The organism is Vreelandella rituensis (assembly GCF_003336665.1).
Classification (GTDB): domain Bacteria; phylum Pseudomonadota; class Gammaproteobacteria; order Pseudomonadales; family Halomonadaceae; genus Vreelandella; species Vreelandella rituensis.
In genome coordinates this window covers 13,559-28,150 of record NZ_QPIJ01000053.1, presented here as the reverse complement: position 1 = coordinate 28,150, position 14,592 = coordinate 13,559, and the positions used below count along the sequence as shown (strand labels likewise).

General features: G+C 59.4%; 11 protein-coding genes and 1 pseudogene. 7 read left to right on the top strand and 5 right to left on the bottom strand.

Annotation, left to right across the window (positions count from 1 at the left end; translation table 11 throughout):
• On the bottom strand, positions 1 to 262 hold a 262-nt coding region (locus DU506_RS22935; RefSeq protein ID WP_479715040.1), incomplete at its 3' end, for a transposase.
• A gap of 113 nt (positions 263 to 375) precedes the next feature.
• On the opposite strand from DU506_RS22935, the gene DU506_RS17055 reads away from it, so the two are divergent.
• Complete coding sequence (locus DU506_RS17055) at positions 376 to 1,041, top strand: zinc-binding dehydrogenase (RefSeq protein ID WP_235825736.1); 666 nt, start codon at positions 376 to 378, stop codon at positions 1,039 to 1,041.
• Positions 1,042 to 1,146: 105 nt separating this feature from the next.
• On the opposite strand, the pseudogene DU506_RS22285 reads toward DU506_RS17055, so the two are convergent.
• A pseudogene (locus DU506_RS22285) lies at positions 1,147 to 1,683 on the bottom strand (IS630 family transposase).
• A gap of 9 nt (positions 1,684 to 1,692) precedes the next feature.
• Positions 1,693 to 1,851 carry a winged helix-turn-helix domain-containing protein gene (locus DU506_RS22855; protein ID WP_114488085.1) on the bottom strand — a complete coding sequence of 53 codons (159 nt, stop codon included), beginning with the start codon at positions 1,849 to 1,851 and terminating at the stop codon, positions 1,693 to 1,695.
• Positions 1,852 to 1,910: 59 nt separating this feature from the next.
• On the opposite strand from DU506_RS22855, the gene DU506_RS17035 reads away from it, so the two are divergent.
• Complete coding sequence (locus tag DU506_RS17035) at positions 1,911 to 2,069, top strand: hypothetical protein (RefSeq protein WP_235825733.1); 159 nt, start codon at positions 1,911 to 1,913, stop codon at positions 2,067 to 2,069.
• 21 nt (positions 2,070 to 2,090) lie between these two features.
• Positions 2,091 to 2,399: a muconolactone Delta-isomerase gene (locus DU506_RS17030; protein WP_462965156.1), complete on the top strand. Its 309-nt coding sequence runs from the start codon at positions 2,091 to 2,093 to the stop codon at positions 2,397 to 2,399.
• Positions 2,400 to 2,514: 115 nt separating this feature from the next.
• Here DU506_RS17030 and DU506_RS17025 read toward each other — a convergent pair whose 3' ends face one another.
• Together DU506_RS17025 and torR are read right to left on the bottom strand one after the other, a co-directional pair.
• Positions 2,515 to 8,913, bottom strand: a complete 6,399-nt coding sequence (locus DU506_RS17025) for an AAA family ATPase (RefSeq protein ID WP_114488084.1) — start codon at positions 8,911 to 8,913, stop codon at positions 2,515 to 2,517.
• Positions 8,910 to 9,635: a two-component system response regulator TorR gene (gene torR / locus DU506_RS17020; RefSeq protein WP_181870797.1), complete on the bottom strand. Its 726-nt coding sequence runs from the start codon at positions 9,633 to 9,635 to the stop codon at positions 8,910 to 8,912. Before torR ends, DU506_RS17025 begins: the two co-directional genes overlap by 4 nt.
• Positions 9,636 to 10,002: 367 nt before the next feature.
• Between torR and peaA the strand changes: the two genes are divergently transcribed.
• From peaA to peaD, 4 genes are read left to right on the top strand one after another with little or no spacing between them, the layout of a single operon-like run.
• Positions 10,003 to 11,607 (top strand): quinohemoprotein amine dehydrogenase subunit alpha, encoded by a 1,605-nt coding sequence (gene peaA / locus DU506_RS17015; protein ID WP_114488082.1) that lies wholly within the window; start codon positions 10,003 to 10,005, stop codon positions 11,605 to 11,607.
• A 42-nt stretch (positions 11,608 to 11,649) separates the two neighbouring features.
• On the top strand, positions 11,650 to 13,080 hold the full coding sequence (gene peaB, locus DU506_RS17010) for a quinohemoprotein amine dehydrogenase maturation protein (protein ID WP_114488081.1): 1,431 nt from the start codon (positions 11,650 to 11,652) through the stop codon (positions 13,078 to 13,080).
• Position 13,081: 1 nt separating this feature from the next.
• On the top strand, positions 13,082 to 13,405 hold the full coding sequence (gene qhpC / locus DU506_RS17005; RefSeq protein ID WP_114488080.1) for a quinohemoprotein amine dehydrogenase subunit gamma: 324 nt from the start codon (positions 13,082 to 13,084) through the stop codon (positions 13,403 to 13,405).
• Positions 13,406 to 13,417: 12 nt separating this feature from the next.
• Positions 13,418 to 14,536, top strand: a complete 1,119-nt coding sequence (peaD, locus tag DU506_RS17000) for a quinohemoprotein amine dehydrogenase subunit beta (RefSeq protein ID WP_114488079.1) — start codon at positions 13,418 to 13,420, stop codon at positions 14,534 to 14,536.
• Positions 14,537 to 14,592: the final 56 nt, after the last annotated feature.

The window sequence follows — 14,592 nt, the reverse complement described above, 5'->3', positions numbered from 1 at the left end:
GGCAGCGCCTTTGAATGTCACGGGAACTGAACACGCCATGGCTATACGCATAAATGAGCAGAGAGACGATCAGGCGGGGGTGATAGGCCCGCTGGCCAAGATGGCTGTATTGTTGCTCGACTGCGGTGGTGTCGATCTGCTTGAAGAGTTCTTCATAAAGAAAGCAGTCATGGTCGTCGGCCAACAAATCAAAGAGATTGCTGGGAAACAAGAGGTGTTGGTTCGCTTCGATCGGGATCTCTTTGAACGGAGGGACATTCATGGCGACGTTTTTGACTTTTTTGAAGTTGAGGCACCATTATAGCCGATATCGCACCATTCTCGGACAGCCTCCTAGCGACTTTCTTTGGACAGTCATCATTTGCCACCCATGCCGTGGTCAGCGCCCGCAACGCAGTAAAGGTCGACTCGGATGTGGACCTGGCGCTGCTCGGCCCGTTGGGCTGCGGTATTCAGACAGGTGCGGGGACGGTATTAAACCGGCTCAAGCCGGACTTTGGTTCGAGCTTGGTGGTGTACGGCTGTGGCGCGGTGGGACTTAGCGCCATCATGGCGGCCAAAATTACCGGTTGTCAGCATATCATCGCGATTGACGTCCATGACAGCCGGCTCGAACTGGCCCGCGAACTGGGCGCCACCCACGCCCTCAACGGCAAACATGACGATGTGGTCGAGCGTATTCGCGAGATTACTAGCGGTGGCAGCGAGTTTGCGGTGGAGACCACCGGGGTGCCGGCGGTGGTGCGTCAGTCGCTACAGGCGTTGCGCCCGCTGGGTGTCTCGGCGATTGTCGGCGTGACACCCGAGGTGACGCTCGACGTGCATCACGATCTGATGGCTGAGGGCAAGTCGATGATTGGCGTTATCGAAGGTGATTCTGTGCCACGTGTATTCATTCCGCAGTTGGTGGCCTACTACAAAGAGGGACGCTTTCCCTTCGACAAGCTAATCAAATTCTATGAATTTGCAGAAATTAATCAAGCCTTTGAGGACTCGAAGAATGGCGTGACTGTTAAACCGGTGTTGAAAATTCAGCGGTGACACGTCTGGGTGGACCTGGCACTCGGCAGGCTCTTGCACCAAGCGCCCGAACAGAATGTACGCGACTAAAAGAAATTGACATCCTCCCCCATCTTTAGAGCTCTTTCATCCTGACTGGCCATAGCCGCAATGACGGATATAGCGATCGCATTCGCTGGCAGTGAACCAATCCAGTTGGGAGCCCATCGCCGTCCACAGCGTATCGACGGTACGAGCGGCGGTCTTGCGCAGCAGCGTTTTCAGCTTCGCAAAGACCTGCTCGATCGGGTTGAAATCGGGACTGTAAGGTGGCAGATAGCGTCACTCGGCACCCCGCGCTTCGATCGCTTCTCGCACGCCGGCGACCTTATGCGAGCTCAGGTTATCCATGATGACGATGTCGCCGACGCCCAGCGTCGGGGCGAGCGCCTGTTCCACCCCGGCGCGAAAGGCGGATCCATTGATGGGTCCATCGAGAACCAACGGGGCGATCAGCCCTTGCGTACGAAGGGCACAAAGGAAGGTGGTCGTCTTCCAGTGGCCGTAGGGAACATGGCCAGAGCAACGCTGGCCGCGCGGCGAGCAGCCCCGAGGAGGGCTCATGTGGGTGCTGGCCCAGGCTTCATCAAGAAAGACCCGCCGCTGCGTATCGAGATGTGGCAGTTTAGCCGCCTAGGCATGTCTTGACTGGGCAATATCGGGGCGTTGCTGTTCAGCTGCGCACACTGTTTTTTTCAAGGTGAGGCCCAGCCGGCCCAACGTCTTCCACATCGTCGTCAGGCTCACCCGGCGACCATGCGCCGTCTCGCACCACTGGCATAACTGGGCCAGTGTCTGTCAGGTGCTGAGGCACGGCAGCCTCTCTTCATGCGTAGGAAACGCTCCCAGATATGAACTGGGGTACCGAGATGTTCGGGCCGCTATTGCTCAAGGACGACATTGTTGCCGAGCCACTGAATTTCCACGCCTTCGGGGTCGACCTGCCCCAAAGCCCGGGACTCGGCATCACATTGGATGAAGACAAACTTGCCCATTATTCGCGCAATTAAGCTACGCAGGTACGCAAGTCAGTGGGAAAGGCGCATATTGCCAGGCCCCAACTAACGAGGAGAGACATACTGTTTCAGGTAGAAATGACCGTCAAGTTGCCACTATCCATGCCAGCCGAGAAGGCCTACTCACAGGAGTTGCAACGTTCCGGCAAGTGGCACCACTTGTGGCGGGTCGCCGACAGCTACTCGAACGTCGGTATCTTCGATGTCAAGGACAACGCCGAACTGCAGGAGCTGGTCAGTAACTTGCCGTTTTTCCCTTACATGGAGACCAGCGTCAAGCCGCTGTGTAGTAACTCGTCCTCCATCCGTGAGGACGACAGCTGAGTCCATGGAGACTGGTTCATGCCAACGCCAGACCATTGCTGAGGAAATTATCGGCTGTAGAGTCATGTGTGGAAAATCGCATGCGGGCGAGGAGACTTTTAAGCCCTCCCGGTCCCTATCGGCGGGTATGAACCGGCTGTGGAGCGGCGACCTCGATATGACACTCTGTCCTTGTTTGCTTCCCTGTCAATGTATGGAGGCTTCGCGCCCAAAGCATACCTAGTTCTTCCAGACTCTTTGTCCCGACCGGCGTCTTCGATTCCAGCTCACGACAGCACGCGGCCATCGTCTGAAGGCCAAAGTTTGCGCAGGCCCCGCCAAGCTTGTGCAGCAGGGTAGCCTGTTGGCTTTCGTCGGCGCTTTCTAGCTGGTCGAGTAATTGCCGGCATTGTTGTTCCATTTTTGCGATTAGCTCACCCATGCGCTCGGGCCCCAGCATCTGGGCGTGCTGGGCGAGTAGGGAGCTGTTGAGCAGCGGAGCGTTTTCGGCGGCCGGCCCGGTAGCTGTGCCGTTGGCGACCTGTTGTGAGCTGTCTGTAGTGGTGTCAGCGAACAGGCGTCCAAGCGTCTGTTCCAGCTCTTCGAACTGCAGCGGTTTGCCCAGCACGGCGGCGATACCCGTGGCTTCGTAGCGCCTGAGGTCACGACTGGTTATAGCGGCGGTCAAGGCGACCACCGGTACGGAAGCCTTGTCCGGATCTCGGTGAGCGCGCAGTCGGGCAGTGGTTTCGAGCCCATCCATGTCCGGCAGGTGAATATCCATCAGGATCAGGTCGTAGTCGTTATCGTTGTGCAGGGACAACGCTGTGAAACCATCGTCGGCAATATCGACCCGGTGGCCGGCGCCGCGCAGCAGGCCGGCGGTGACCTCCTGGTTGATTTCGGTATCTTCGACCAGCAGGATTCTGAGCATGCGCTCGAGCCTGACCGGCCTTGCGGTGTTTCCGTGACCGGTTGCGGCTTCGGTAGCCGGCCGGGCGTAGTCGAGTTCGATCCAGAAATGACTGCCGCGGTGTTCCTCGCTGTTGAAGCCGATCTGACCCTGCTGCTGTTCGACCAGCTTCTTGCAGATTGATAGCCCAAGACCGGTGCCGCCGAAGCGGCGCGTGATGGAGCTGTCCGCCTGAGAGAAGTGCTGGAAGACGCGTTCGTGTGCTTCCGGGGGAATACCGATACCGCTGTCTTCGATATCAAAGTGCAGCGTCCAGCCGTCATCGGATGCGTGAGATTGTGCCTTGAGCAGGACATAGCCCTCATCCGTGAATTTGAGGGCGTTGGTGACCAGGTTCAGCAGTACCTGGTTCAATGCCCGGGCATCGCCGCGCACACGAGCCGGTACGTTATCGGCCAGGCGCAGGAGCAGATCGATCTGCTTCTCCTGTGCCATTGGCAGTAACAGTCGATGCAGTTGTTCAAGCAGAGCGCGCAGCTCGAAATCCTGCTGTTCGAACTCCAACTGGCCGGCCTCGATCTTGGTGAAATCGAGTACATCGTTGAGGATCGCCAGTAGCGATTTTCCGGAGCGGTAGATCGACTCGACCTGTTCCATCTGGGCAATCGACAGGGAGCTTCGCTTGAGCAACTGGGCCATGCCGAGGATGCCGTTCATCGGTGTGCGGATCTCATGGCTCATCGTAGTCAGGAACTGGGTCTTTGCCTCGTTGGCGACTTCCGCCTTCTGACGCGCCAGCTCCGCCTGCTCTTTCGCCTTGCGGGCACTGATATCGGTCAGTGACCCCTCGTAGAACTGGAGCTGGTCTTGCTCGTCGGTGATACGGTGCGCGGAGATCGATACGTACACTTCGCTACCATTGAGGCGGTGCCAGCGTGTCTCGAAGTCCTGCACCCGCTCGCCGACCGTGAGAGTGGCCAGAAAGCGGCGGCATTCTTCTCGGTCGACGAAGCAATGGCGGATCACATCGGTGACGGCATGGTGAAACTGCTCGGCACTTGGGTAGCCGAGGAGGTCGATCAGAGCCGGATTTGCAGAGATGAAACGTCCGCGCCGGTCGATACGGAAAAGTCCCTCGCTGGCATTCTCGAACAGCGACCGGTACTCCCGTTCCGACTGTTCCAGGCTTTCATAGAGCTTGGCGTTCTCGATCGAAATCGCCGCCTGGGAGGTGAGAATCTGCAGCGTCTTGAGCCGTTCGCGGCTGAAGATGCCGCGGCTCTCGCGGTGCTCCAGGTACAGAATGCCGGTCAGCTCGCCGTGGTAGAGAATCGGGGTCGCCAGCAGCGATCGCGGATGCCGGGCTCGGATATAACCGTCCTGCTGGAACATCTGGTGCTCCACGGCATTGCCGAGTACCACGTCGTTCTTGGTGCGCGCCACGTAGTGGATGATGCTGAGCGGCAACAGTTCCTGACTCTGCTCGAGCGGCAGCGGCAGGTTGTGCCCTGAGGCACGGTCGATACAGGTTTCCGCCTCAACGTAGAGTCGCTGCTGGCGGTTCATGACTAGCACCGCGCGCTGGGCGCCGGCATTCTGGATCGCTAGTTTCATCAGCCGGTCGAGCAGACGCTCGAGCACGATCTCGTCGGAGATCGCCTGGGAGGCGCTGATGACCGAACCGATGTCCAGTGCTTGGTTGTTCAGCGCCGTCCCCTTCGCTGCTAGGCCATGTACCGTTTCTGCCGGTGTGGTGCCGCGCGCATCCAGATCGAGAGGGTAATGCTCCTGCATCTGGTCCAGCTTGGCGCGTGCGCCAAGCTGGACGTAGAGCGCATGGGCATCCTCAAGGTAGGTACGCGCAACACCTGGCTTGTTCCATTCAAGGTAGAAGCGTCCGGCAAGCTCGCTGGCCATCGCTTGGTACAACCTAAATCCCTGTTGGCGTGCCTGTTCAATCGCCTGCTCGTACAGTTCCATGGCCCTGGTGAACTTACGCTTGCTGCGCAGCAGTTCCGCCTTCAAAAGATCGTGAAGATGACGCAGGTTGTAAGGAGTATGGCGCGACAGACGGCGCAGCTGGCTTAGCGTGGTACGCACGGTCTTGAGTCGGGCCGGCTGCTGCAGGATGCTGATGGCCGGCAGCCGAGCCAGGATACTTAACGCATTCAAAAACAGTAGGCTCGGTGCCGTATGGGTACCGCTAATGGAGCCCAGTAGTTGTTTGCCTGTCTCGCTGTGGGACAGTGCGGATTCAAAGTCGCCCAGCAGATAGCTCAGCAGCGCCTTGTAGTAGTGGTGCAGGCAGATGGCGGTGCGGTGGTTTTCCCGTTCCAGTTCGGGCAGGTCGCGCCTCTCCTGGTAAAAGCGCCCGTCAAGACGCTTAGGCTCGCGGTTGCGGCCACGCAGGTTTTCCAGTGTCTGCAGCACGAACAGTGAATACTGCAGTGACTGCTGCTGGCCGGACTGGCGCAGATGCTCGGCATACCGCTCCAGCTGTGGCTGGAGTTCGTCGTAATTGGCGGCGAGCGGAAACCGGTACTGAATATGGCCGGCCAGCGCATACGCACTCCACTCTAGGTCGCCATATTCGAGCGCCTGCTGGTGCGCCTCGAACAGTGCTTCGGTACAGACCGACAGCGGCTCGCGATAATGGCGGATATAGGAGTTGTACAGTATGTGGGTGCGGTGTGGGCTGGCTAGGGCTGGGCTGCGCCGGTCGATCTCCAGCGCCAGTTGGCCGAGCTGATAGCCGCGCTCAATATCGTTGAATTGGCCGCAGAGCACGCCGCCGTAGCCGGCAAAGGCGAGGCCGGATGCTGGGGTGGTACCTTCGGTCAGCGTCAGCTCCACCTGTTTTGCCATGACCAGCGGACGCAGATCCGAGCTCGAGAACTTGATCGCACCAAACATGCTGGCCAGCAGCGGCATTGCGGCGCGCAGTTCCGGCGATTTCATTGCCGGCAGCTGCAGAATCCGCTCCGGCGGCATCCGTCCGAGCAGCCAGCGGATACGGTGATGACTGTAGGCGATCTGCAGCGGGGTTGCACGCTGGGGGATCTCGACGCCGAGCTGATGCAGCAGGTCGAGCGCGGTGTGCAGCGCCTCGCCGAACTGATTGCTCGCCACCTGCGAGCGGATGCGTAGCTCCTGCACGCGCAGCGTGTCGTGCAGGTTGCGCCCATGCTCCTCCACCACCTTGATCAGCTGTTCCATCAACGGCGATTCGCCGCGGATGCTGGCGATCTCGGCGGCCATGGAGTGCAGGTCCAGCGTCAGGGTGTAGTGCTGCTCCCAGCACTCCTTTGGCAGCAGGGTAAGCCCAGCTTTCAGGTAGTCCAAGGCCGCATCAAAGGCGGCAGACTCCCGGGCGCGAATCGCAGCGCGCAGGTTCAGCTCGGCCAGGTCTGTACGCTCGTGGGTGGCCTGCATCAGCTCGACTGCCTGGTTCAGGTGGTTGGTGATCTCGAAGATCCGGTTGTCGACTTCCTGTGCTGACAGGCTCCGCTGCAGTTGGCGGCCAATCTGCAGATGCAGCGCTTCGCGCTGGTCTTGCGGAATCAACGAGTAGGCCGCCTGCTGGATCCGGTCATGGGCGAAGCGGTAGCGGGCGCGGTTCGGATCGAGCTGTTCGAATGGCCGATACTGGACGTCGAGCGGGATAATCAGCCCCTCAATCATCGCCGGCCAGAGGCTGCTGAAGACGGTGGCGGGCTCGAGCCGACTGACCACCGCCAGCGTGCGCAGGTTGAAGCTGCTGCCGATGCTGGCTGCCAGCGGCAGCACGTTCTGGGTTGTCCGTGGCAGGCCCTGAATCTTGCTGACCATCAGGGAGATGACGTTGTCGGTCATCGCCTTGGCATCGATCGCTGCCTCGTCCCACTGCCAGCGCTGGCTGCGAAAGCCGATCAGGCCATCTTCGTGCAGTGAGTAGAGGAATTGGCTCAGAAAGAAGGGATTGCCTTGGGTCTTCTGGGCACACAGGCGAGCCAGATTATGGCACTTCTGGAGGTCGCAGCGCAGGGTGTCTGCGAGCAGATGGTTGATCTGGTGCTGGTTCAATGGCTCCAGATGAATGTCAGTGACCGGCTGGATCTGGCGCAGTCGCTCAAGCCAGATCTTCAGCGTATGGGGCGGCTGCAGCTCTTGGTCTCGGTAGCTGCCGATCAGCAGCAGGTGCAGCGGGGTTCGCTCTTGGGCCAGCATCTCCAAGAGCTGCAGTGAGGCAAGGTCTGCCCAGTGCAGGTCGTCAAGAAAGAACACCAGCGGCCGTTCGGCGCTGCACAGTACGTGCAGGATCCGCAGCAGCATGCGTGAAAAGCGACTTTGTTCCTCTGCCGGCGTGACCGGCGGCAGCTCCGGTTGCGCGCCGATGATCAGTTCCAGTTCGGGAATCATTTTCAGCAGTGTCTGGCCCTGGCCGCGGATGCTACTCTTGAGTGTTTCGCGCCAGTAGTCCACCTGAGACTCTGGCTCGGTCAGTAACTGGTGTACAAAGTCTTGAAGGGCCTGGAAAATACCAAAATAGGGGCGGTTGCGGCGAAACTGATCGAACTTGCCGCTGATGAAGCGGCCGTCGCATTCGTTGACGTACTGGCGTAGCTCATGCACCAGGCTCGACTTGCCCACGCCCGCGTAGCCGCTGATCATGACCAGTGTCTGGCCGGCCAGGCTGCAGTGGTCGACCTGCTCACGCAGGTGCTGCAGGATCGGTTCGCGTCCATACAGCCGCTGCGGAATCTGGAAACGCGCGGAACAGTCATGCAAGCCCAGGTCGAACGGCTCGATCTTGCCGCAGATCTGATACTCGTGCTGGCAGCGGCGTAGGTCATGCACCAGCCCGACCGTGGATTGGTAGCGCTGCGCGGCGTCCTTGGCCAGAAGCTTGAGCAGGATGCCCGACATCATTTCCGGCAGCTGCGGGTTGATCTTGTGGGGCGGGCGGGGCTGGCGCGCGATCTGGTCATGCACCAGCTCCATCCCACCATTGCCTGAAAATGGCGGATGACCGGTCATCAACTCGTACAGCGTGGCGCCCAGGCCGTAGTAGTCGGTTCGATAGTCGATGGTGCGGTTGATTCGTCCGGTCTGCTCAGGTGCGATATAAGCTAGTTCCGCTACGTTCAGTACCGGGGTGTGCCAGTTCGGCTGCTCGCGGGCTAGCTGGGTACTGAGCGAGAAGCCGGTCAGCAGCGGCTCGAGAGTGATTGGATGCAGCAGGATATGATCTGGATTGATCTGCTTGTGGATCACCTGGGCTTCATGCAGTTGGCCCAGCAACTCGGCGATGCGGATCGTTACCGGCAGCCACTGAAACCAGTCCAGGTTTCGCTCGGCCATCAGCTGGCGCAACGGTACAGCGCCCTTGTCCTCGAAGATGCAGGCAAGCCCGTCGGGAGTTGGTAGCAGCTCAAGAGGACGGACGACGCCAGAAATCCGAAGGTTGTCGAGCAGTTCATACTCGTGCTGCAGCCGGCTCAGCTTCTCGCGGCTGCACTCTGCCTGGTCGAGCTGCTTGATGATGACGTTGCGCTTGTCGTGCAGACGGATGGCGCGACTGACTAGGCAGCCGCGCCGGTGATGCAGACGCCTGACCGACTGGTAGCCGCGCGGTGCCTTCATCGGCTCACGTCACCGGCGAACATGTAGCCGGCCCCGTGGGCGGTGAGAATCAGCTGCGGGTTGGACGGGTTATCACCGAGTTTGCGTCGCAGGCGACCGATCAGCACATCCACCGTGCGGTCGTTGGGAGTCCATTCCCGGTCGTGGATCGCGTCCATCAACTGATCACGTGACATCACCTGGCCGGGATGGGTCATCAGGGTGCGCAGCAGTTTGAACTCGCCCTCGGGCAGGCGTTCTCTGTGTCCCTGTGCCCCCGTCAGTTGCCGTTTCTGCGGATCCAGCGTCCAGCCTTCGAACCGCCAGCCGCTGCGCTGGGAGTTTTTGCCGGTCGCGGTGGACTGGGCGCCGCTATGAACCCGCCAGAGCAGGTTCTTCGCTCTTACCAGCAGCTCTCGCGGGTTGAACGGTTTGGTGACATAGTCGTCGGCGCCCAGTTCTAACCCGACGATACGGTCGATCTCGTCGCCCTTGCTGGTGACCAGGATGATGCCGACCCGCGAGTGAGCACGCAGCTCGCGGGTCAGTGTCAAGCCATCGCGACCGGGTAGGCTGATATCGAGCAGCACCAAGTCGATCTGCTCGTCGCGCACGCGGTCGCATAGGTCATCGGCCTGGTCGGTCTCGCTGACGCGATAACCCTCCTTCTCGAAATGACTGACCAGCAGCGAGCGGGAGGCTATATCGTCCTCGACGATCAGGATGTGAATGGAATTGGTCATGGTCATGCTGTGGGAAACACCTGCCTGGGTATGTGTTGAACGTAACGGTATCCTGCACGGTTTTCATTCCTTTTAACCATAATCTACCACATTGCGACACATGCAAAGTCCGACTCGGAAATCTCCTGTATCAATATGACCGCCCAGGTTGCAACGTCGGCTATGGCCAGGATCCGGCGGGGTGGCGCGAGCTGCGCTCAAATTCGAAGCGATAGTGAGGAGGATGCTATTACAACTCGTTATATAACGAGACAAAACGCTAAGTTTCGTCGGAATTTCATTTACACCGCCGGGTTAATTTGGCGATCGAGGGGGTAATGTCCCCGTTAATTGACAACTGGCAACCATCCTGATCAGTAAGGGAGTGATGGCATTGAATAACAACAGATTAAAGCGCGTGCTTATGGGTACGGGGGCGCTGGCCTTGGCGGGGCTGCTCAGCCCAGCAGCCCTGGCTACGGATGCGCAGGAGATTATCCGGGACAGATGTCTGGCGTGTCATACCGAATCGAGTGATGCGGCGAATTCCACCTTTTCGCGTATCAGCGATCAGCGCAAGACGCCTGAAGGCTGGCACATGACACTTAACCGCATGGAGCATCTGCGCGATGCCAAGATCAGCGCGCAAGAGAAGCGGGAGTTGATCAAGTATCTGTCGGATACACAGGGCCTGGCGCCGGAAGAGGCCGCACCGTTCCGTTATCTGCTCGAGCAAGACACCAATCTGGTCGAGTCCGGCGTGGACGAGAACCTGATGCAGATGTGCGCGCGCTGCCATAGTGCCGCTCGCTTCGGCCTGCAGCGCCGCACTCTGGACGAATGGCAGATGTTGGTCGATTTCCACATGGCCCAGTTCCCCGGTATCGAGCTGCACGCTGGCTCGCGCGATCGCCCCTGGTACCAGCTGGCGCATAATGAGACCTCGGCCCAGTTGAGCGAGCAATATCCGCTGGACACACCCGAGTGGAATAACTGGAGCAAGGCCAAAAAGGTCGATCTGAAGGGCCGCTGGCGCGTCACGGGCTATGTGCCGGGCAAGGGCGAGTTCTCTGCCTGGATGACCGCTGCCACGGATGATGATGGCCGTTACAACCTCAAGCTTGAAGGTAACTACGCCGATGGCGCCGTTATCGAAGGCAGCGGCAAGGCGACGGTCTACACCGGCTATGAATGGCGCGGTACCTTGACTATCGACAGCGTCAAGATGCGCCAGGTGATGGCCGCTGACAAGGACGGCCAGGTCATGGCAGGACGCATGTTCCTGGCGATGGAAGACGAGATCGGTGGCGAACTGCGCGCGGTGAAGGATACCGGCAAAGCGCAGGTGGTTGCCGTGATGCCGAGCTATCTGAAAGCGGGTGAATCCGCCGAGCTGGTCATCGTCGGCCAGAACCTGGATGGCGATATCGATCTGGGCGATGGCGTGCGTATCGATGAGGTCATTGCGCGTTCCAAGGATCGCATCGTGGTCACGGCCACAGCGACAGGGACGCCGGCTGTAAACGATGTGCAGGTTGGTTCCGCCGACAGCACCGTCGCCCTCGCTGTCTTTGATCAGGTCGCCCGTGTCGATGTCACTCCGACCAACGCGGTCACACGTATCGGCGGTAATGGCGGTGAGATGGAGAAGGTGCGTGCCACCTATCGTGCCATCGGTTACAGCGCCGGAGCCGACGGCGAAGCCGGCACCGACGATGACGTACGCCTGGGCTACATGCCGGCCAGCTGGTCGATCGAGCCGGTCGACGAAGTCGCCGAGCATGACAAGGACCACCTGTACGCCGGCGAGATCACCCCAGCCGGGATGTTCATTCCAGGCGATGCCGGACCCAACCCGGAGCGAAAGATGTCAGCCAACAACGTCGGTCGCCTGAATGTCGTGGCCACTGTCGACGATGGCGACAGCAAGGTGGAAGGGCGAGGCAGCATGCTGGTGTCCGTTCCCGACTTTGTCGAGCGTGTGCTGGACTGATAACCGCTTGGTAGCCACCCCACAGAACAAAAAGAGGTGAATATGGGAGCCATGACGCTGGTGAAACCGAATCTGCACAGGGTCGATGTCGACGCTCGTCAGATGCTATTTCACATCCCCAGCAGCAGCATCTTCGAGCTCGATGATCTCGGGCGCGAGTTGCTGGTGCTGTTCGATACCCACGAGCAGGTGACGCAGGAGCAACTGGCTGGACTCAGTGCCCATTATTCACAGCAGGACGTGATGGAAGTTCTGGACGAGCTGCGCTCCTTGGAGGTGATCTCCGATGCCGGCACCGTGGCCCGGATCAATCCTGCCCCGCAGCAGGTCACGAAGTTTCCGTTGACCACCATCGTGCTGAACGTCAATACCGGCTGCAACCTGAGCTGCACCTACTGCTACAAGGAGGATCTGACCATCCCGTCCAAGGGTGAGAAGATGGCCTACGAGACGGCGATTCAGTCAGTGGAGATGCTGCTGCGCGAATCACCCGACCAGGCCAACTACAATGTTGTCTTCTTCGGCGGTGAACCGCTCTCTAACATGCCGCTGATCCGCGAAGTTGTGGCCTATTGCGAGAAGCGCTTCGCACAGCTCGATGCGACTGTGGATTTCACCATGACCACCAACGCCACGTTGCTGACCGAAAAGCTGGTGGACTGGTTCAACGAGCACCGCTTTGGCCTCACCATCTCGATGGATGGTCCCAAAGCGATGCACGACAAGAACCGGATCACCGTTGGCGGTCAGGGGACCTACGATGTCGTCAGGCGCAAGGTGGAGATGCTGCTCAAGCGTTATACGGCACGCCCGGTCGGCTGTCGCGTCACGCTGACCCGAGGCATCACTGATGTGGAACGAATCTATGATCATCTCTCCGGCGAGCTTGGCTTCTTCGAGGTGGGCTTCGGTCCTGTGACCTCAGGGGATATCGCCGAGTACAACCTGACCGGCGAGGAACTCACAGAGGTGTTTGCCGGCATGAAGCGACTGGGTCGACGCTATCTTGACGCGGCGTTGCGTAACGAGAACTTCGGTTACGGCAACATGCATCAGCTGATCACCGACATGTACGAGGGCAACAAGAAGCTGGTGCCTTGCGGTGCCGGGATCGGGCTGCTGGCCGTGGACAAGGACGGTGGCCTCAACCTTTGCCATCGCTTCACCGGTTCCGACATGGAGCTGTTCGGCGATGTCACCCACGGCATCGACAAGCCGCGCCTCGCCCAGTTCGTCGAAAAGCGTCTCGATCGAAGCAATACCGGCTGCGAAACCTGCCGTATCCGCAACCTCTGTTCTGGTGGCTGCTACCACGAAAGTTATGCCAAATATGGAGATCCGACCCATCCCTCCTATCACTACTGCGACCTGATGCGCGATTGGGTCGATTTTGGTGTGGAGGTATATGCCCGGATCATGCTCGAGAACCCAGGGTTCTTTGAAGCATATGTCTCTCCGAGGAGGAGTGCCTGAGATGAAACATTTGAAATCCCTGAACAAGAAAGCTCAGTTGATCAACAAGGCGATCAGCCCCGAAGAGGTCGAGGACGTGGTCGCGATGCAGACCGTTGTCGGCTGTACCGCGACTACTGATCCGGGCTGGGAGCTCGATCCATTCGGCGGTCTCGGTTCCCTGTGTCAGCCGATGGAATCCGACCTGTACGGTTGCGCCGATGCCTGCTGGTGGCCGGCCCAGGTGCCTGACACCATGAACACCTATCCAGACTGGAACAAGGACGTGGCCAAGGCCAATGAAGACTGGCGCAAGCTGGATGGTATCTACGAGGATGGCGAATAAGGGAGCCCGGAAATGAAATTGACTCAGATGTTAAAGTCCACCGCGCTGGTCGGCTCGCTCGGTGCCGCAGCGCTGCTGGGTGCCGTTGCTCCGGCGGCCCAGGCGGCCCAGGAATACCTGCTCACCGTGACCCGCCCGGGTCATCTGCAGGTTATCGACATGAAGACCAACCAGGTCGAGCGCACCTGCGAAGTACCGGGCAACTTTGGTTCCGGTTCGATCGCGCTGGCGCCAGATGGCAAGAGCGCTTACGTGCTCAGCAACGGCATGGAAGATGTCTACGGTTTCGATATCCGTAGCTGTGACATCACCTTTCACGCAGCCCAGTCGACGAAGACGCTGAAGGTGAAGACGTTCCAGTCCGTGGCCGTAAGCCCTGATGGCAAGGAGCTGTACACGGTCCAGAACCCGTTTGGTCTCGAGCGTGATCGCTTCACTGTCGAGCAGCCGCGCTTGGCGGTGTTCAATGTGGCCGATGGTATCGGCGCTCAGCCGGTACGGACCTTCCCGGTGGATCGACGCATCACCAAGATCGCCACCACCGTTCAGGGCGAAGTGATCCTGGGGGGAGGCGATGTCAAGGCGATCAACCCGAAAACCGGTGAAATCCGCATGGTGACACCACTGCAGAGCTGGGATAAGGGTCCGTTGTGGCTGCCGCCCGATGCGTTTGCGATGCACAGCCAGGGTGAGCAGAGCAACGAGTACATCATGCCGTACGTGACGGCGGAGTTCACCGATGAAAGCTGGAACTTCGAGACGGCCGAGTGGTGGTGGGGCATGAGCCGGGTGGATCTGGAAACCGGTGAAGCCGAGCGCGTGGAGATGGTGCCGTTCGAGTTCATCGTCTTCAACTTCATCAGCCACCCCCATGACCCGAACATCCTGTACGGAGCCTTCAACACCCTGTCCAAGCACGACATCAGCAAGAAGGAAACCGTCGCCGTGCACGAAATGCCGCATACCTACTACGACCTGAATATCTCGGCGGATGGTAAGACCATCTACGTAGGGGGGGCAAGCAGCGACATCTCGATCCACGATTCGGATACGCTGGAAAAGATCGGCTCAATCCAGCTCTCCGGCGATATGTCCACCTCGGATCTGCGCGTGGCAACGATCCGGGATTAATACCGGTTGTTGGTTTTACCACGGTGCGGGATGAAGCCAGAGTAGGGCTGCGGTCA